At 64.6% G+C, this 15,245-nt stretch carries 18 protein-coding genes, 2 tRNA genes and 1 other RNA gene; 11 read left to right on the forward strand and 10 right to left on the reverse strand.

Annotation, left to right across the window (positions count from 1 at the left end; translation table 11 throughout):
• Window positions 1–19: 19 nt before the first annotated feature.
• A complete protein-coding gene (locus AC1DDG_RS08190) occupies window positions 20–289 on the reverse strand; it encodes a DUF6993 domain-containing protein (RefSeq protein WP_476875637.1) in 270 nt (89 codons plus the stop codon).
• A 424-nt stretch (window positions 290–713) separates the two neighbouring features.
• The gene (locus AC1DDG_RS08195; protein WP_476875638.1) at window positions 714–1,295 is read right to left on the reverse strand and encodes a single-stranded DNA-binding protein; all 582 of its coding nucleotides are present in this window, start codon (window positions 1,293–1,295) and stop codon (window positions 714–716) included.
• Between the two features lie 211 nt (window positions 1,296–1,506).
• On the opposite strand from AC1DDG_RS08195, the gene AC1DDG_RS08200 reads away from it, so the two are divergent.
• The 4 genes from AC1DDG_RS08200 to AC1DDG_RS08215 all read left to right on the forward strand — a co-directional run bounded on the left by AC1DDG_RS08200 (window position 1,507) and on the right by AC1DDG_RS08215 (window position 3,167).
• Window positions 1,507–1,579: transfer RNA gene (locus AC1DDG_RS08200), tRNA-Arg, on the forward strand.
• Window positions 1,580–2,008: 429 nt separating this feature from the next.
• On the forward strand, window positions 2,009–2,197 hold the full coding sequence (locus AC1DDG_RS08205; RefSeq protein WP_476875639.1) for a hypothetical protein: 189 nt from the start codon (window positions 2,009–2,011) through the stop codon (window positions 2,195–2,197).
• 48 nt (window positions 2,198–2,245) lie between these two features.
• On the forward strand, window positions 2,246–2,527 hold the full coding sequence (locus AC1DDG_RS08210) for a hypothetical protein (RefSeq protein ID WP_476875640.1): 282 nt from the start codon (window positions 2,246–2,248) through the stop codon (window positions 2,525–2,527).
• Window positions 2,528–2,699: 172 nt separating this feature from the next.
• The gene (locus AC1DDG_RS08215; RefSeq protein WP_476875641.1) at window positions 2,700–3,167 is read left to right on the forward strand and encodes a LapA family protein; all 468 of its coding nucleotides are present in this window, start codon (window positions 2,700–2,702) and stop codon (window positions 3,165–3,167) included.
• 33 nt (window positions 3,168–3,200) lie between these two features.
• On the opposite strand, the gene AC1DDG_RS08220 is transcribed toward AC1DDG_RS08215, so the two are convergent.
• On the reverse strand, window positions 3,201–3,632 hold the full coding sequence (locus tag AC1DDG_RS08220) for an SRPBCC family protein (RefSeq protein ID WP_230119710.1): 432 nt from the start codon (window positions 3,630–3,632) through the stop codon (window positions 3,201–3,203).
• Window positions 3,633–3,661: 29 nt separating this feature from the next.
• On the opposite strand from AC1DDG_RS08220, the gene AC1DDG_RS08225 reads away from it, so the two are divergent.
• Window positions 3,662–3,913: a hypothetical protein gene (locus AC1DDG_RS08225; RefSeq protein WP_476875642.1), complete on the forward strand. Its 252-nt coding sequence runs from the start codon at window positions 3,662–3,664 to the stop codon at window positions 3,911–3,913.
• An 8-nt stretch (window positions 3,914–3,921) separates the two neighbouring features.
• On the opposite strand, the gene AC1DDG_RS08230 is transcribed toward AC1DDG_RS08225, so the two are convergent.
• On the reverse strand, window positions 3,922–4,827 hold the full coding sequence (locus AC1DDG_RS08230) for an aldose 1-epimerase family protein (protein WP_476875643.1): 906 nt from the start codon (window positions 4,825–4,827) through the stop codon (window positions 3,922–3,924).
• Window positions 4,828–4,907: 80 nt separating this feature from the next.
• Window positions 4,908–5,675: a type I methionyl aminopeptidase gene (gene map, locus AC1DDG_RS08235; protein ID WP_476875644.1), complete on the reverse strand. Its 768-nt coding sequence runs from the start codon at window positions 5,673–5,675 to the stop codon at window positions 4,908–4,910.
• Window positions 5,676–5,886: 211 nt separating this feature from the next.
• Here map and AC1DDG_RS08240 point away from each other — a divergent pair, with 211 nt between their 5' ends.
• Window positions 5,887–6,573: a DNA alkylation repair protein gene (locus AC1DDG_RS08240; RefSeq protein WP_476875645.1), complete on the forward strand. Its 687-nt coding sequence runs from the start codon at window positions 5,887–5,889 to the stop codon at window positions 6,571–6,573.
• Here AC1DDG_RS08240 and mptB read toward each other — a convergent pair.
• Window positions 6,566–8,239: a polyprenol phosphomannose-dependent alpha 1,6 mannosyltransferase MptB gene (mptB, locus tag AC1DDG_RS08245; protein WP_476875646.1), complete on the reverse strand. Its 1,674-nt coding sequence runs from the start codon at window positions 8,237–8,239 to the stop codon at window positions 6,566–6,568. The two genes, AC1DDG_RS08240 and mptB, sit on opposite strands and share 8 nt — an antisense overlap.
• 38 nt (window positions 8,240–8,277) lie before the next feature.
• Between mptB and orn the strand changes: the two genes are divergently transcribed.
• The 3 genes from orn (at window position 8,278) to def (ending at window position 9,874) form a co-directional block, all read left to right on the forward strand.
• Window positions 8,278–8,961, forward strand: coding sequence for an oligoribonuclease (gene orn, locus AC1DDG_RS08250; RefSeq protein WP_476875647.1), 684 nt, complete (start codon window positions 8,278–8,280; stop codon window positions 8,959–8,961).
• Between the two features lie 145 nt (window positions 8,962–9,106).
• Window positions 9,107–9,179 (forward strand) — tRNA-His (locus AC1DDG_RS08255).
• A 122-nt stretch (window positions 9,180–9,301) separates the two neighbouring features.
• Window positions 9,302–9,874 (forward strand): peptide deformylase, encoded by a 573-nt coding sequence (gene def / locus AC1DDG_RS08260; RefSeq protein WP_476875648.1) that lies wholly within the window; start codon window positions 9,302–9,304, stop codon window positions 9,872–9,874.
• Window positions 9,875–9,901: 27 nt separating this feature from the next.
• Here the strand turns inward: def and AC1DDG_RS08265 are convergent, their stop codons facing one another.
• The 4 genes from AC1DDG_RS08265 to rnpB form a co-directional block, all read right to left on the reverse strand.
• Window positions 9,902–10,699, reverse strand: coding sequence for an HNH endonuclease family protein (locus tag AC1DDG_RS08265; protein WP_476875649.1), 798 nt, complete (start codon window positions 10,697–10,699; stop codon window positions 9,902–9,904).
• A 155-nt stretch (window positions 10,700–10,854) separates the two neighbouring features.
• On the reverse strand, window positions 10,855–11,064 hold the full coding sequence (locus AC1DDG_RS08270) for a hypothetical protein (protein ID WP_230119703.1): 210 nt from the start codon (window positions 11,062–11,064) through the stop codon (window positions 10,855–10,857).
• Window positions 11,065–11,171: 107 nt separating this feature from the next.
• Complete coding sequence (locus tag AC1DDG_RS08275) at window positions 11,172–12,662, reverse strand: glyceraldehyde-3-phosphate dehydrogenase (RefSeq protein ID WP_476875650.1); 1,491 nt, start codon at window positions 12,660–12,662, stop codon at window positions 11,172–11,174.
• A gap of 270 nt (window positions 12,663–12,932) precedes the next feature.
• An RNA gene (rnpB, locus tag AC1DDG_RS08280) (RNase P RNA component class A) lies at window positions 12,933–13,324 on the reverse strand.
• A gap of 126 nt (window positions 13,325–13,450) precedes the next feature.
• Here rnpB and AC1DDG_RS08285 point away from each other — a divergent pair.
• Window positions 13,451–14,308 (forward strand): slipin family protein, encoded by an 858-nt coding sequence (locus AC1DDG_RS08285; RefSeq protein ID WP_476875651.1) that lies wholly within the window; start codon window positions 13,451–13,453, stop codon window positions 14,306–14,308.
• A gap of 79 nt (window positions 14,309–14,387) precedes the next feature.
• Complete coding sequence (locus tag AC1DDG_RS08290) at window positions 14,388–15,236, forward strand: alpha/beta hydrolase (protein ID WP_476875652.1); 849 nt, start codon at window positions 14,388–14,390, stop codon at window positions 15,234–15,236.
• Window positions 15,237–15,245: the final 9 nt, after the last annotated feature.

Genomic DNA, 15,245 nt, shown 5'->3' on the forward strand with positions numbered 1-15,245 from the left:
ATATCTCACATTCGGGACGTCAGGCTTGGGGCCCCACGAAGCACTTCCCGCCCGCCAGGACGGGCAGCACCGCAACCGTCACTTTGCCGTCGCGGATCTGGCCAATGACGCAGTCCTTGCCCTGCACCGCCGCCGCCTCGATGGAATCAACGTCTAGGCCGGTGGGCGTTCGGCCCGCCGAAACCTCAAGGGTGGCAGCCGGGACTCCCGCAGCGGTCAGCGCTTGCCTGACCTGCTCGGCTTCGGGTTTCGGGGTTCCCGAGGCGACGACGCCCAGGGTCTCAGACATTGTCTTCTGCAGCTTGGCCGTCGCCGTACCGGGCGTCTCCGTAGCCCGTGATGCCTGGCCGGCTGCTGCAGAAGGCGCCTGCGAGGTGCGGGCAGATCGCGGCGGGTTAGCCGCGGCGGACGGAGCGGACGACTGGCTGGTAGCCCCCGCTGCGCCGAGACCGGGCTGCTGGGCGGTTCCGGAACTGCAGGCAGCCATGGCTCCGAGCAGAAGCGCGGTAAACGTGATCCGTGCGGATGCCCTTAGCGACGTCCTGCTGGACGTTCTGCCCGGGCTTGGGCTCGACGTTCCGACCGATGCCCTGACGGGTGCCCTGCTGCAGGAGCCCAAGAGTCGGGTGGTCGATTGGAATATCCCGGGTCGTGTCACGCTGCCATTCTGCCATGCGGCACCGCGGGGGTACGGTGCCGCATGGCTCCGCCGGTCAGGCTGCGGCTCCGGTGAGCTCGCCGGTATCGGAGTCGAGCTGCATGGTTTCACCGGTGCTGTCGTCGATGAAGAGGCCTGCCGCGGCGCCGTCATCGTCCTCATCCCCTTCCTCATCAGGCCCAGCTTCGTTTCGGTCTGATGGCTCTGAACCGTTTCCGTCACCGTGTCCGTCCAGTTCACTGCCAACCACGCCGGCCGCCACGGCAGGCTGGGAGTTGTTTCCCGCCGTCCGGGTGAAGTTGGCCGAGCCCCACATAAGGTCGTGGCCGACGGACTCGGCGTCGATCTCCGCCACATGGTAGATTCGGCCGTCCTTTTCCCAGCTCCGCATCTTCAGCCGTCCGACGATGATGACCCGCTGACCCTTCTTGATGCTGCACCCGATGTTCCCGGCCAGCTGCCGATACCCCTGGACGGTGAACCAGTTGGTGTTGCCATCTACCCAGGTGCTGCTTGCGCGGTCGTAACGGCGGTCGGTCGACCCGAGGCGGAAGGAGGCTGTCGCGACGCCTCCTGGTGTGGTGGAGCTCCTGATTTCCGAGGCAACGAAGCCGCGGACAGTGATGTTGTCGGTCATCTTGGTGTCCTGTCTCGATGTGTCTTGCCCTAGCAGGCACTCCCAGCATCAGTCGGCCGCGCGTCAGCGGGGAGAGCCCAACTGCCGTATGTGGATAACCCGGGTCCGGCCGCGGCGGAGGACCGGGAAAACGGTCCCGGCCCATGCCGACACCGGGCGCAAGTCAATGTAAACTTTTTGAGGCAACCCGGAATCTGCCGGGCGGCCACAAGCCCCAGTAGCTCAGGGGATAGAGCAGCGGCCTTCTAATCCGCCGGTCGGGGGTTCGATTCCCTCCTGGGGCACTTGTGTGGTGAGTCGAGACATCCTTTACGGATGTGTCGGGTCATCGTTGACACCCCGGTCTTCGGACCGGGGTGTTTTTCTTTGTCTGGGCTGGTTATGCGGTTTCCGACCATCGTCGCAACGCGTTCGATTTGAAGGTAACAGCATCTCTGTTTAGTCATCAGAGGCGACCCTCGCGGCCCGAACGATCGACGATTTTCAACGACTAGATCCGCGGAGACGAGACGAAGCCACACGAAAAGAGCCCGCTCAAGGTTCCGCTTCCGGTGTCCGGGCCCTGACCGCCTGATGGCCAGCTGGCAACGCGGCGTCGTGCGGGGATCAGACGGCAAGCGTTACCGGATGGCGGCCTGCGCCCTTCGCAACAGCGGCCCAGGATTTCAAATCATCAACGATGACAACCACATGCCGTTCAAGTCGACTCTGTCGTGACGTCATTCGATGGCATGTCCGTCACCGTCAATCTCAGCTTCGAAGGCCTGGGGGTCGGCTCCGTCATCGCGGCACCCGACGAAACGTTGGCCGCAGTCGGGTATCAGTTGGGCGCCTCGGTCGGGCTGAACTCGGTGACGATATTCGCGTCACAGCCGGGCGGCTTCGGCGATTACGTTTCCTGAAACGGAGCTGCCTGGGTTTCCCTCAACGGACTCGTCCAGTCAACATCAATGAACGCCGGCACTGGACTCATCACCTGCATGCACGCCGCCATGCCATCTCCTTTCGGCGGCTCCGTCACGTCGAGGAGCCTTACCAAACGAGCCTCCATGGAAGGCATATCGGCCACATCGACGTCGCTGTACCTTGTTTACAATGTCGGGGTTGCCGTCAAAACACCGACCAAGGACAACAGGTTTTGGATAACCCGCACCGGAGCGTGCCGCGTTCCGAAGTCCGAGCTCGCGAAAGCGAATGCCGACATCTGGATCTACGGAATGTTCGAAGTCTGACCAGCGGGCGGGTGGACGCCAAACCCGACACGCGGAACAATTAATGGAAAGCATGCTTATTACTTGGCGCGACATGTGCCTATGATCAGACCGGGCGCCGGCACAGTGATGTGGCGCCGGCGCCCACGTTCCTGGCCCGTTGCGGGGCAGACAAGAGGAAGGATCCACAGGCATGCGGCAGAGTCCATCTGAACCCGATCCGTTCGAGCAACAACCGTTACGGCCGCCGGCGCAGCCTTCGGAGGGGACAGAACATTCGCCCCTCGATGGACGGCGCCCTGCCGCCGAAGAGGACAAAATCCCGCCCGGCACATCTCCGCTGCCGAGCTACGGCGGGACCTCCGCCCCACAGGCCGGCATGGCCGAACCGAAACGTCCGGTGACCCGGGCAGGCATGATCTGGGCCGCGGTCGCCTCGGCGCTGGTGGTCCTTGTGCTGCTCATCGTGTTCATCCTGCAAAACCAGGAACTGGTTCAGGTAAAGTTCTTCGGGCTTGAAGGTGCAGTGGCCCTCGGCGTCGCCCTCTTCATAGCGGCCGTCGGCGGCGGCGTTTTGGTGGCAATGGCAGGTGCCGCACGAATCATCCAGCTGCGCGCAGCTGAACACCGGCGCCGGTCCTTGGCCGCACGCAAACGGTAGGAATCCCGTCGCTGCCGGCGAGCCCTCTCCCCGTCAGCGCTCCAGGTACTCCTTGAGGTTGCCAAGCACTGTTTCCCAGAGCTTGGCAGACTCATCCGCCTCGGAGTCGCTCCGGTTATTGCCCTGAGTGATGGTGACGCCGGTGCCTTCAGGCCTCGGAGCCAGGCGGTACTCCACCGTGTGATAGTTCTCCGGGACGTCGGGCAGACCACTCAACGGGCTGTAGTGGCTGATGCGAAGGAGCTCGTTGGCCCTGTTCGCCAGAACGATCCCCCGGTCCTCGTAGGCCTTCCCCTTCCACTCCCCCGCAAAGGTCACAGGATCGCCCTCGTGCCATGTTGAGGAAACATTCGTGCCCAGGAAATACTCTTTGACGTCGACGGGGTCGGTGAGGGCTTTCCAGACCCGCTGCGGTGTCGCCGCCACATCGATGGACGCCACCGCATCCTTGCCACGCTCATTCATCAGCCCGCCTCCTGATTGCCGTCCAACGCGTGAACATCACCCTACGCGCTGCGGACGGCGCTGTTAAGGGAGCCATCGCCGGTTTCGACGATATTAAAACGCTGCGCGACTTCCACCCTGCCCTGTCCACGGCGCGGCTTCCCCTTGACGAGATCGGCCGGCTGGCCGTCCTGGGGACCGCTGCCGGAGGCTCAACGTCCGACGGCGGCACCACAGTCCCGGTGACCGGCCAGGTAACGCTTCGCCGCTGCACCGAGCCAGTCTCGGAGGCTGCTCCGTAGCCCTGCCGTCAGCGAGTCAGGGCCCGGATGGTCCAGCCCGCTGCGTGTGACGAGCCTGGTGCCAGCTCCACGAGATCGGTTCCTGAGTTGAACGCGTCCGGAGGACACGTCATCGGCTCGACCGCCAACCCGAGCCGGTCTGGACCGACCGGCTTGTCACCGGTGTGGATCTGCACCCAGGGGCAGCGTTCGTCCCATTCGAGCTCCACACCCGTGTCTGAGGGGTCAAACACGCGCACCGCAGCCAGGCCGTACTCCGTGCGGCTGATTCCGGTGAAGGCGTGGTCAATCCGGATGCTTCCCAGGGGGCGTTCCGTCCGGAAGTCGAATTTGTGGCCCTCCACCGATTCCAGCTGAAGCGGCAGCAGCCGGTCCGGGGTAACTTCCAGGAACTCACCGGCCGGGAGCTCCAGGGTCCACTCATCCAGCGAAGCCGGTCCCGCGACCAGATAGGGGTGGGGACAGACGCCGTAGGGTGCCGGGGTGTCGCCGGTGTTGGTGGCAGTGACCCTGCAGTGCAGGCCGTCTTCCACCAGTTCATAGGCCGCCGTAATTTGCAGCCGTCCGGGATAGGCAGGACCGGAATCGACCTGGCAGGTCAGGCTGACCGATGAGGCTGTGCGCCCGGCGAGGGTCCAGCGGGCATCCAGCGCCAGTCCATGGAGAGCCGCCTGGCGCTCCGGTTCGTTAATGGTGGCCTGGAAGCTCCTGCCGCCATGGCTGTAGCGGCCGTCGGCCACGCGGTTGGGCCACGGGGCGCAGACAACTCCGCGGTAGTCCGGAACGGGCCCGTCCGCACCGAAACCGACCACCAGGTCCCGCTCGCCGTACCGCAGTTGCCGCAGGGCTCCGCTTCGCTCAGTGACGATGGCTGAATAAGGGCCAAAGCTGATGCTGTGTTCCGTGGCCGGCATGGGACTCCTACAAGGTGTTGTTAGCGCTAACTGAATTCGTCAGCCAGAATACCCCACTCGACCAAAGAAGGCATTCAGGGTCACGGCAGCGTAAGAATTACCGGGCCGTCGGCGGTGATGGCCACCGTGTGCTCGCTGTGGGCTGCCCTGCGGCCGTTCGCTGACCGCAGCGTCCATTCGTCGTCGTCATGGTAGTAGTCCCCCTTGCCGCCGAGGATGAGCATTGGCTCGATGGCAATGACCAGCCCTTCGGTCAGCTTGATTCCGCGCCCTGGGCGTCCGTCGTTCGGGACAGAGGGCTCCGCGTGCATGGTCCGGCCGATGCCGTGACCTCCATGGTCGGCCAGCAGCCCGTAGCCCGCGCGGCGGGCGGCGCCACCGATGGCATAGGCGAGGTCACCCATCTTGTTGCCCACCCGCGCCGCGTCGATGCCCCTGGCCAGCGCCGCGTCGGTTGCGTCGATGAGTTCCTGGTCAACGGGATCAACGGTGCCAACGACAAAGCTGACGGCGGCGTCGCCGCACCAGCCCTCAAGGAAGGCGCCGCAGTCCACGCTCAGCAAATCCCCGTCCTGAAGCCGGTACCCGTTGGGGATCCCGTGGACTACGGCGTCGTTCACGCTGGCGCAGATGACCCCCGGAAACGGTACCGAAGCCCAGCGCGGCCTGTAGTCGAGAAAGGCCGGCGTGGCGCCGGCATCAGAAATGGAGGCGGCGGCAACGCCGTCGAGCTCCTTGAGGGAAACGCCGACGGCGGCCGCCTGGCGGACGGCGGCCAGGGCATTGGCCACCACGCGCCCCGCTTCGCGCATGAGGGCTATTTCATCAGGGCTTTTGATCATGGACATCTGCTGGCCTCCGGGCTTTTGGCGGTGCCGCTGACAGGGACAGGCCGGCAGCGCCTTGTACCCTGTCTACTGTAGAACGCTTCCTGCTCCAAGGCCCCTCCCCACTCAAGGACGCTCCCGGCTCAGGAACGGCCGCGCCCCTCGGGTGCTGGATGATTTCATGTCGGCTGCGCTCAGCCTGGCCCTTTTCTTGAGCCGCTATGTTGGCTTCATGGCAAACGACAAGGTCCTGGCCGCGATCCGCTCCGCGCTTCGGGCTGCCGCGGATCCCGTTCGGGGCGCTGCGGCGCAGGCCTACATGAAGTCGTCAACACCATCGCTGGGCGTCCGCGTACCCGAGGTCCGCAGCGCTGCCAAGGCAGCTGCGGCAGCCTATCCTCTCGAGTCCGCCGAAGAACTGCGTGAAACCGTGCTCGACCTCTGGCGCGGGGCGGAGTACCGCGAAGAGCGCTACGCGGCCATCGACCTGACCGGGCTGCGGCTGGTGGCCGGAGACCTTGGGATGCTTTCCGTCTATGAGGAGGTCATCCGCACCGGAGCATCCTGGGATCTTGTGGACGGCGTTGCCCACCGCCTCTGCGCGCTCCTTCAGGCGCACCGGGCCGAGCTAACGCCTGTGCTGCTCGCATGGAGCGAGGACGCGGATTTCTGGTTCAGGCGGGCGTCCATTACCGCCCAGCTCGCGGCGAAATCCGGCACGGACACCACTCTGCTCGCCAGAGTCATTGAAGCGAACATGGCTGACACGGAGTTTTTCATCAGGAAGGCCATCGGCTGGGCGCTGCGGGAATACGCCAAGACGGATCCGGCTTGGGTCATGGACTTCGTCGAGCGCAATGGCCAGTCCCTCAGCCCGCTGTCCCGCCGGGAAGCGGTGAAAAACCTGCCGGTCAGATGACGGGCCGGGTGGTGACCGGCTGATCCGACTTGCTGAACAGAAGTTTGGTGCGCGGGTCCAAGAAAATAAGGTAGAGCGCGAACAGCAGGGCGATGATGGCGGCGGCGTTCCTGGCCAGGGCCAGTGCCAGTCCGAGATCCTCTGACTGCAGATACGGGAAGACCTCAAGCTGGTCAGAGATGGCGTAGACCATGAAAAAGGACACGATGAAGTACAGGGCCTTGACCTGCCAGTCGGCCCGGATGCCCGTCACGGCAAACAGCGGAATCAGCCAGACCACGTACCAGGACTGGATCATGGGCGCCAGCACGACGACGGCGGCGAAGGCCAGCGTGAGCCGGCGCATGATGCGGTCGTGGTCTCCCCTGAAGATCTGCCAGGCGACGATTCCGACGGCGAGCAACTTCCCGGCGTCGTAAACCCATTTGGCGAGCCCCCACCCGTCCAGGCCAAAGGCGTTGGCGATGGAAGCGACAACGAGTCCCAGCAGCCCTACCGGGGCGTACCAGATCCAGACGCTTCCGGGCGCCGAGAGGCCGTTGATCCAGCCGAAACCGAATCCGTTCACCAGGCTCATGAGGTACAGCAGAGCAAAGCTGATGCCCGCCGTCAGCCCCCAGAAAACAAACTTGCGCGGCCAGCTGGCACCTTTGCCCGCCCAGAGCAGTCCAATGAACGGCAGGAACACCACGGTGATGGGCTTGACTGCGATGGAGGCCGTGACGAGGACAATTCCAAAGATCACCCGCCGCGTGGCGCAGTAGTACAGGCCGGCAAGGGCGAGCCCGATCATCAGCGAGTCATTGTGGACGCTGGCGATGAAGTTCGTGAGGAAGAGCGGGTTGGCGGCGGTAAGCCACAGGGCCCGATGCGGGTTGACCCCGTGCAGTTCAGCGAGCTTGGGGACATAGATGATGCACAGCACCACGCCCACCAGCGCAGCGAGGCGGAAGAGCATGATGCTGGCCTCGGGATGGACGTTGGTGGACCAGACCACGAACTGCTCGATCCAAAGGAACAGCTGCCCGTACGGCACGGGCGCCTCGGTCCACATCTTGTCTGCGCCAAGCTGGAAATAGTTGGAGAGCGCCGAAATACCGTTCTCGTAGGGGTTGAATCCCTCAACCATCAACCGGCCCTGCCCGATGTACGCATACACGTCCCGGCTAAACAAGGGCACAGTGAACATCATGGGAAGCCCCCACGCCGCGACCGCCTGGAGTGTGGCTTTGCGGGCCTCAAGCCCCCAGACGCGGACACGCTGGCCAAGCCGGAGCCACGCCCGCACCAGCAGCATGCCGCCCACCGCAATCAATACGATGGACAGCCCAACGCCCCACGCCTCCGTGCGCATCCAGATGAACAACGGCATCCGCCGGAGCTCCGAGGCCGGAGCCAGCCAGCCGACGCCGAGGGAGCCGATCACCAGGAAAAGCGACCCCACGAAACCGGAGAGGATGGGCGACCGGGGGTGGTCCACCTCCGCGAGGGCCGGATCCGTGGAAGTATCGGTGGCCATTTCCTCCGTCCCAGGCACAGGCGCCGTCATCTCAGGATTGTCCAATCTCTTGTGGGCGTGCTGCCTCAATCTGCTGCCGGCTTGACCGGGCAGACTGGATTGCGGCGACTGCGCAGGGCGGCGCCACGTACCCCGAAATCTTAGCACCGGACCGCTCTGACACCACGAAACGGTAGGCTGATCGGGTGCCTATATCTAACGAACGCATCGTCTGGATCGACTGCGAAATGACCGGCCTCGACACCGTCAATGACGCCCTGATCGAAGTCGCTGCCCTGGTGACGGATTCCGAACTCAACATCCTCGGGGACGGGGTGGACGTGGTCATCAAACCAGCCGCCGCAGCCCTCGCGCAGATGAACGACTTTGTCCGGGACATGCACACCCGGTCCGGGCTCCTGAAGGAACTCCCAGCAGGGAAGACGCTGGAAGAGGCGGAGGAAGCCGTTCTTGCCTACATCCGGAAATGGGTTCCCGATCCGCGCAAGGCACCCCTCGCCGGTAACTCTGTGGGGACCGACCGGGTCTTTCTGGCCCGGGACATGCCGTCCGTGGTGGAGCACCTGCACTACCGGATCATCGACGTCAGCACCATCAAGGAACTGGCCCGTCGATGGTTTGCGCGCGCCTACTTTCAGGCCCCTGCCAAGCTCGGCGGCCACCGCGCCCTGGGCGACATCAAGGATTCCATCGACGAACTCCGTTATTACAGGGAAGCGGTGTTTGTGCCCGCCCCGGGACCGGACAGCGCCACCGCCCTGCAGATCTCCAAGGGCATCTCCGCCCAGCCCTCAGCCATCAATCAGCTGACACAGGGACTCCCGGAGCAGGACCTTCCCACCCGGGCCGACGCCGGACCCGGCAAATAAGCGGACAGAAAGTAATCTGCCTCACGTTTGGGGGAAATTTTGCCGAAACTGCCAAAAATGGCAAAACCAACCCCAAACAGCAGGTAAGCTATTTGACGTTGCCTTTCCAGCCAGCCGGTAAGCCGGCAGGCCTGCGGGGCACATGGTGGGCGTAGCTCAGTTGGCAGAGCGCCTGGTTGTGGTCCAGGAGGTCGCGGGTTCAACCCCCGTCGCTCACCCTCACAGGTCGGCAGCTTGTATGTCGTCCAATCACAAAGGCTGCACCGGTTATCCGGTGCAGCCTTTGTGCGTTTTACCCCTCGCCGGGTCGTCCATCCAAGCATCAAAGGAACCATCTGCCATGACCGTTTTGCCGATCACGATCTGGGGCGAGCCGGTGCTGCACCGCCGGGCTGCCGAAGTTGAGGTTTTCGACGACGAGCTTCGCCAGCTGATTGCCGACATGTTTGAGACCAATGACAAGGCCAATGGCGTCGGGCTCGCAGCCCCACAGGTCGGCGTGGGCAGGCGGATTTTCGTCTACAAGTATGAGAATGATGACGACGCCCCGCCGAGCGGAGTGCTGGTAAACCCGATCCTCACCCTGTCCAAGGTTTCCGGTGCACTGCCCGATCCGGACGAGGAAGTGGAGGGATGCCTCTCCTTCCCCGGCGAGCAGTATCCCCTCAAACGGGCGGAATGGGCGCGGGTGCAGGGCTTCGACGGCTTTGGCAAGCCTGTCGAGTTCGAGGCCACGGGCTGGTTTGCCCGGGTCATCCAGCACGAATATGACCATCTGGACGGAAAGCTGTACGTGAACCGTCTCCTTGACCGCTATTCGCGCAAGGCCATGAAGCAGGCCAAGAAAAGCGGCTGGGGAGTCCCCGGGCTGACCTGGATGCCCGGAGTGGATCCAGACCCGTTCGGACACTGATCCGCGACGGTCATCGTGGCCGGGGACTCAGGGCGCCATGACGGTTCGCTGCTGTGGGCACGAACCAAGGACACGGGCCATGGCATCTTTCTCAGGCTGCGTCACCCAGAGTCCGTAGGCTGCCTTCACTGAGATCTGCCGGGCGACGTAGTGACAGCGGAGGGCTTTGTTCTTGGGCAGCCAACTGGCTGCGTCCGACGCGCTCTTCTCCTGATTCGCTGGCCCGTCCGCCGCGATGAGGTTGAGCGGATCGTTGGCCAGGTTTTGTCGCTCCTTCGGGGTGAGCTGCTGAGCGCCTTTCTGCCAGGCATCCCCCAGCGCCACCACGTGATCGATCTGGACGGCCTTGCTGGACTCTGCCCCGCGCCTGAACGTGGCACTCCGGCCAACGTACGGTTCATGGAAGGTCCCGGAGGCGACCTTGCACCGTGAGCCCTTGGAAAAGACCACCTCGCTGAGGTCGCGCCGGAGAATGTCGTTGCGGGTGTCGCACCCGTTGCGGTCGGCGTCCAGCCAAGCCTGGCCAAACGCCGCACGGTCGTAATTGTTCTTGGGTGCGCGCCCCTTGACGGACAGGGTATCCAGCGCCGCAGCCGCGCTGCCCTCAGGCACAGCCGCGGGCCGTATCACCGGCTTCATCCATGCGGGGTCAAAGACGGGCGCCTCGCTGGGGCCGGCAACCGCAGGCTCCGCCACGAGAAACTGGCCCTCGCTGAAGAACCAGGTGACTCCCCAGACTGCGGACACCGCGAGAATGACCAGCACGGCCCAGGCCTGGCGTGAGCGGCGGCGGGCACGCCGGTAGGCAGCCCAGCTGACAGTCATGAGGCCTGGTGTTCCGGGACATGTTTTGTGCGCACCCCCAGAGCCTAGGGCAGCCCCCTGACATCACAGCTGTTATCCACAGTGTTGGGGACAAGTGCCTTGCGGAGGAATGGTGGGTGCACACCTGGAGGCCGGAGGAACGGCGAAACTGCTCCCTACTGCTCCCTGGTCACCCGCCTGAGATCTTCGTTGGCCAGGTCAAGCAGCCGTCCCAGCTGGGCGACCCGCTCTTCACCAATCTCGCCTGCGGCATGACTGGTCTTAGCCCCGTCCAGGAGGCGCTGTGCCTCCTTCTGGTTTGCCCGTGCTACGTCCAGGGCATGTTCGAGGGTTGTTTCGTGCTGGAGAGTCGAGTCGTGTTCCATGACAACAGTTTGGTCCCCTTTCCCGGCTGATTCCAGAGAACCAGCCGGGAACTTCCCGGGAACAGTTTTCCCGCGGCCGGATGACCGCGGAACCAGGACTGCCTCTGTTAGACCGCTGCGGCGGCAAGCACGGGGGCGGCGTCCTTCACGGAGTCCTTTGCGGGGAAGGCGGGCGGGTTCACACCGGCCATTTCCTCCATGACGCGGACCACCTGGCAGCTGTAGCCGAACTCGTTGTCATACCAGACGTAGAGAACCAGGTTTTTGTCGTTCGAGATGGTGGCCAGGCCGTCCACGATGCCCGCCCGGCGGGAGCCGACGAAGTCTGTGGAGACGACCTCCGGGGAGTCGATGTAGTCGATCTGCTTGCGCAGGTTCGAGTGCAGCGACATTTCGCGCAGGTAGTCGTTGATCTCGTCCTTGGTGGTTCCCTGCTCAAGGCTCAGGTTCAGGATCGCCAGGGAGACGTCCGGCGTGGGGACGCGGATGGAGCTGCCGGTGAGCTTGCCCAGCAGTTCCGGGAGCGCCTTGGCCACAGCCTTGGCGGCGCCGGTCTCGGTGATGACCATGTTCAGCGCAGCAGAGCGGCCGCGGCGGTCACCCTTGTGGAAGTTGTCGATCAGGTTCTGGTCATTCGTGAAGGAGTGCACGGTCTCCACGTGGCCGTGGACCACGCCGTACTTGTCGTTGATCGCCTTCAGGACCGGGGTGATGGCATTGGTGGTGCACGATGCTGCGGTCACGATCTTGTCCGAGTCCAGGATCGTTCCATGGTTGATGCCGTGGACGATGTTCTTCAGGTCGCCCTTGCCCGGGGCAGTCAGGAGCACACGGGCCACGCCCGTGCTCAGGAGGTGCTGGGACAGGCCTTCGGCATCGCGCCAGCGTCCTGTGTTGTCCACCACCAGGGCGTCCTTGATGCCGTAGGCCGTGTAGTCGATGGTGGCGGGGTTGTCCGAGTAGATGACCTGGACCTGGACGCCGTTGGCCGTGATGGTGTTGGCCTCCTGGTCCACCTTGATGGTGCCTTCGAAGGAGCCGTGCACCGAGTCGCGGCGCAGGAGGCTGGCACGCTTGGACAGATCGTTGTCGGAGCCTCGGCGCACCACGATGGCGCGCAGCCGCAGGCCGTGCCCGCCGCCTGCCTTTTCGATGAGGAGGCGCGCCAGCAGGCGGCCGATCCGGCCGAAGCCGTAAAGTACGACGTCGGTGCTGGTGCGGTCGTCTGCGCCGCGTTTGCCCACGATCTCAGCCAGCTCGGCGCGGAGGAATTCCTCCAAAGTCAGGTCACCGCCGTCGGACTTGTACTTCTGGTTCAGGCGCGCGATGTCGATGGCCGCGGCGCCCAGCTCCAGCTTGGCGAGCGTGTCCAGCAGCGGGGCCGTCTCTTCCAGGAGGAGCTCATCCTTGCTCATCCGGCGGGCAAAGCGGTGCGCCTTGAGGATGTTCATGGTGGACTTGTTGATCAGGCTGCGCCCGTGGATGGAGGTCACCACGTTGTTCTCGCGGTACAGCCGGCCGATCACCGGAATCATGGCCTCGGCGAGCGCCTCCCGGCCCATCCACGTATCAAGACAAGAATCTGACGTCTGGCTCACAGAACTACCTTCCTTGGTTCAACCGGATACGTCGTCGTAAACCGGATGGCGGCCACCTGAAGTTATCCAGGGGCGCTGGCACCGGCAGGGTTCGGTCCACCCCGGATGCCGTTGTACGTTGCAAAGAAAAACCGCCGGCTGCGAACGCAGATCCGGCGGAAGAACTTCTACGTTCACTGTCCATTCTAAGGCGGGCCGCTGGCCCGTATCGCCGCTGCGTGCGTGAATTCACTCACACCGGGCGCGGCCGGTCAGTGTCGCGGCAAAAAGTGGATGGGTTGACCGATACGCCGGGTTCTGTGTTCCCGTGCCGTTGCCGGCGCGGGAGTAGCGGCCATCCATCTACGGACGCCGTTGCCGACGCCCTCCAGCGGCCTACCCGGGCACTCGGGCGAGCAGCCCTCAAACGTGCCCTGTCTGGCCTTGCTCCGGGTGGGGTTTACCTAGCCTTCCCGGTCACCCGGGAAGCTGGTGGTCTCTTACACCACCGTTTCACCCTTACCTGCTTCGTGCCGCTTTCAAAACGGCGCGTGGCAGGCGGTCTGTTTTCTGTGGCACTAGCCTGCGGGTTACCCCGAGTGGGCGTTACCCACCACCCTGCTCTGCGGAGCCCGGACGTTCCTCGAGCCACTTGCGTGACGCGCGGCCGCCTGGTCAACCCATCCGCCCACCAGTCTACGGGCTCACGGGGCTGCCCTCCTCCGCGGGCGATCCTCCGCGGAGCCATGCGCCCGTCGCGGTGAGACAATTAAGGAGGCTCAACTCTTAGTTATAAGGAGGGGATCCTGATGGACCCCACCAGCATCTTCATTGCGGCCGTGCTTGTGGCGCTGCTGCTCATCGCCGCCAGGATGTCCATCCGGATTGTCCGGCAGTATGAGCAGGGCGTGCTGTTCAGGCTGGGCAGGGTGATCGGGGTCAGAATGCCGGGGCTGCGCTTCATCATCCCCGTCATCGACCGGCTTCACCTCGTCAGCCTGCGAATCGTGACGATGCCGATCCAGTCGCAAGGCATCATCACCCAGGACAACGTCAGCGTGGACATCTCCGCCGTGGCCTACTACCGGGTGGTCGATGCCGTGAAATCCGTGGTGGCGATTGAAAACGTAGCTGCGGCCATCAACCAGATCGCCCAGACCACGCTGCGCAAGGTGGTGGGACGGCATAGCCTCGACCAGACCTTGTCAGAGACCGAGCGGATCAACACTGACATCCGCGAGATTCTTGATGCGCTGACTCTCGAGTGGGGCGTGGCCGTCACGCTGGTGGAGCTCAAGGATATCCAGCTTCCGGAGAGTATGAAGCGCGCCATGGCCCGCCAGGCCGAGGCGGAGCGCGAGAAGCGCGCCAAGATCATCGCCGCCCAGGGCGAGGCCATCTCGGCGGCCGCCCTCGGGGATGCCTCCGACACCATGATGGCCCACCCGCTGGCGCTGCAGCTGAGAAATCTGCAGTCGCTGGTCGAGATCGGCGTGGACAGGAACACGACGGTCGTGTTCCCGGCGCCGCTCATGAGCACCATTGGTGAACTCTCGGCATTCCTCGCCCGGGAGAGGCAAGCCGCGCAGACGGCCGCCGCTGCACAGGCCGTGTCATCCCAGGCCGTGCCGTCCCAGGCCGCACCGTCATCGGTGAAGGCGGCTTAGCTTCCCGCCGGGAACGCTGCGCAGAGGCCGTCGGTCACGCGTGGCACGCCGGGAAACGCCGTGCGCCTATGCTCGGGACATGGACGAGTCCGCTCTGACCCGGCGCCGCCTGCTGCAGCTGGCAGGAACCGGCTTCGGCGCGTGCGCCCCCGCGGCCTGCGAAGCCGGCCCTTCGCCGGCTCCCACATCCCTTGGCGGACCGCCATCCGTCGAAATGATCAGCGGATCCTTCGCCTCGAAGTTCCGGACGGAGGCACGCACGTACTGGACGGTCGCCACCCCGGTGGTCCCAGGGCGGAGCGGGACAGACTACCCCGTGGCGCTGTTCCTCCATGGCCGGGGCGCCAACAACCAGGTAATCTTCGACGACCTCGACGCACAAGACGTCCTGCAGCGCCACCTCGCCGCGGGCGGGACGCCGTTCGCCATCGCGTCGGCGGACGGGGGCGATACCTGGTGGCACCCCCGCGCAGATGGCAGCGACACCCAGTCGATGCTGGTGAAGGAATTTGTTCCTTTCCTCGGCGACCAGGGCTATGACCTCGGGCGGATCGGCCTCTTCGGCCTGTCAATGGGGGGCTTCGGCTCGTTGCTGCTGGCCTCCCAGGCCCGGCTACCCGGCGTTAGGGCCGTGGCAGCCATGAGTCCGGCAGCCTGGAACCGGTACGGCGCCGGGATCGAGGGCGCCTTCGACAGTGCGGCTGACTTCGCGGCACACGACGTCTTCGCGCTCCGGCCACGACTCGCAGCGACGCCCAAACGGATCGACTGCGGCACGGAGGACGAGCTGTACGCGACGGTCAAGGACTACGTCAGCGCCCTGCCGGATCCGGTGGAGGGCGGCTTCCGGCCCGGCGGCCACGACGCAGCCTACTGGCGGTCCGTCCTGCCGGACGTGGTTTCCTTCCTGGGCCGTCACCTCGGCTGAGCGGGCGGC

Source organism: Arthrobacter sp. 10L430 (assembly GCF_056395245.1).

What these genes read in the sequence shown, in the direction of transcription:
- AC1DDG_RS08190 (WP_476875637.1), bottom strand. Translation starts at nt 289, where the DNA reads ATGTCTGAGACCCTGGGCGTCGTCGCCTCGGGAACCCCGAAACCCGAA.
- AC1DDG_RS08195 (WP_476875638.1), bottom strand. Translation starts at nt 1,295, where the DNA reads ATGACCGACAACATCACTGTCCGCGGCTTCGTTGCCTCGGAAATCAGG.
- AC1DDG_RS08210 (WP_476875640.1), top strand. Translation starts at nt 2,246, where the DNA reads ATGAACGCCGGCACTGGACTCATCACCTGCATGCACGCCGCCATGCCA.
- AC1DDG_RS08215 (WP_476875641.1), top strand. Translation starts at nt 2,700, where the DNA reads ATGCGGCAGAGTCCATCTGAACCCGATCCGTTCGAGCAACAACCGTTA.
- AC1DDG_RS08220 (WP_230119710.1), bottom strand. Translation starts at nt 3,632, where the DNA reads ATGAATGAGCGTGGCAAGGATGCGGTGGCGTCCATCGATGTGGCGGCG.
- AC1DDG_RS08230 (WP_476875643.1), bottom strand. Translation starts at nt 4,827, where the DNA reads ATGCCGGCCACGGAACACAGCATCAGCTTTGGCCCTTATTCAGCCATC.
- map (WP_476875644.1), bottom strand. Translation starts at nt 5,675, where the DNA reads ATGTCCATGATCAAAAGCCCTGATGAAATAGCCCTCATGCGCGAAGCG.
- AC1DDG_RS08240 (WP_476875645.1), top strand. Translation starts at nt 5,887, where the DNA reads ATGGCAAACGACAAGGTCCTGGCCGCGATCCGCTCCGCGCTTCGGGCT.
- def (WP_476875648.1), top strand. Translation starts at nt 9,302, where the DNA reads ATGACCGTTTTGCCGATCACGATCTGGGGCGAGCCGGTGCTGCACCGC.
- AC1DDG_RS08265 (WP_476875649.1), bottom strand. Translation starts at nt 10,699, where the DNA reads ATGACTGTCAGCTGGGCTGCCTACCGGCGTGCCCGCCGCCGCTCACGC.
- AC1DDG_RS08270 (WP_230119703.1), bottom strand. Translation starts at nt 11,064, where the DNA reads ATGGAACACGACTCGACTCTCCAGCACGAAACAACCCTCGAACATGCC.
- AC1DDG_RS08285 (WP_476875651.1), top strand. Translation starts at nt 13,451, where the DNA reads ATGGACCCCACCAGCATCTTCATTGCGGCCGTGCTTGTGGCGCTGCTG.
- AC1DDG_RS08290 (WP_476875652.1), top strand. Translation starts at nt 14,388, where the DNA reads ATGGACGAGTCCGCTCTGACCCGGCGCCGCCTGCTGCAGCTGGCAGGA.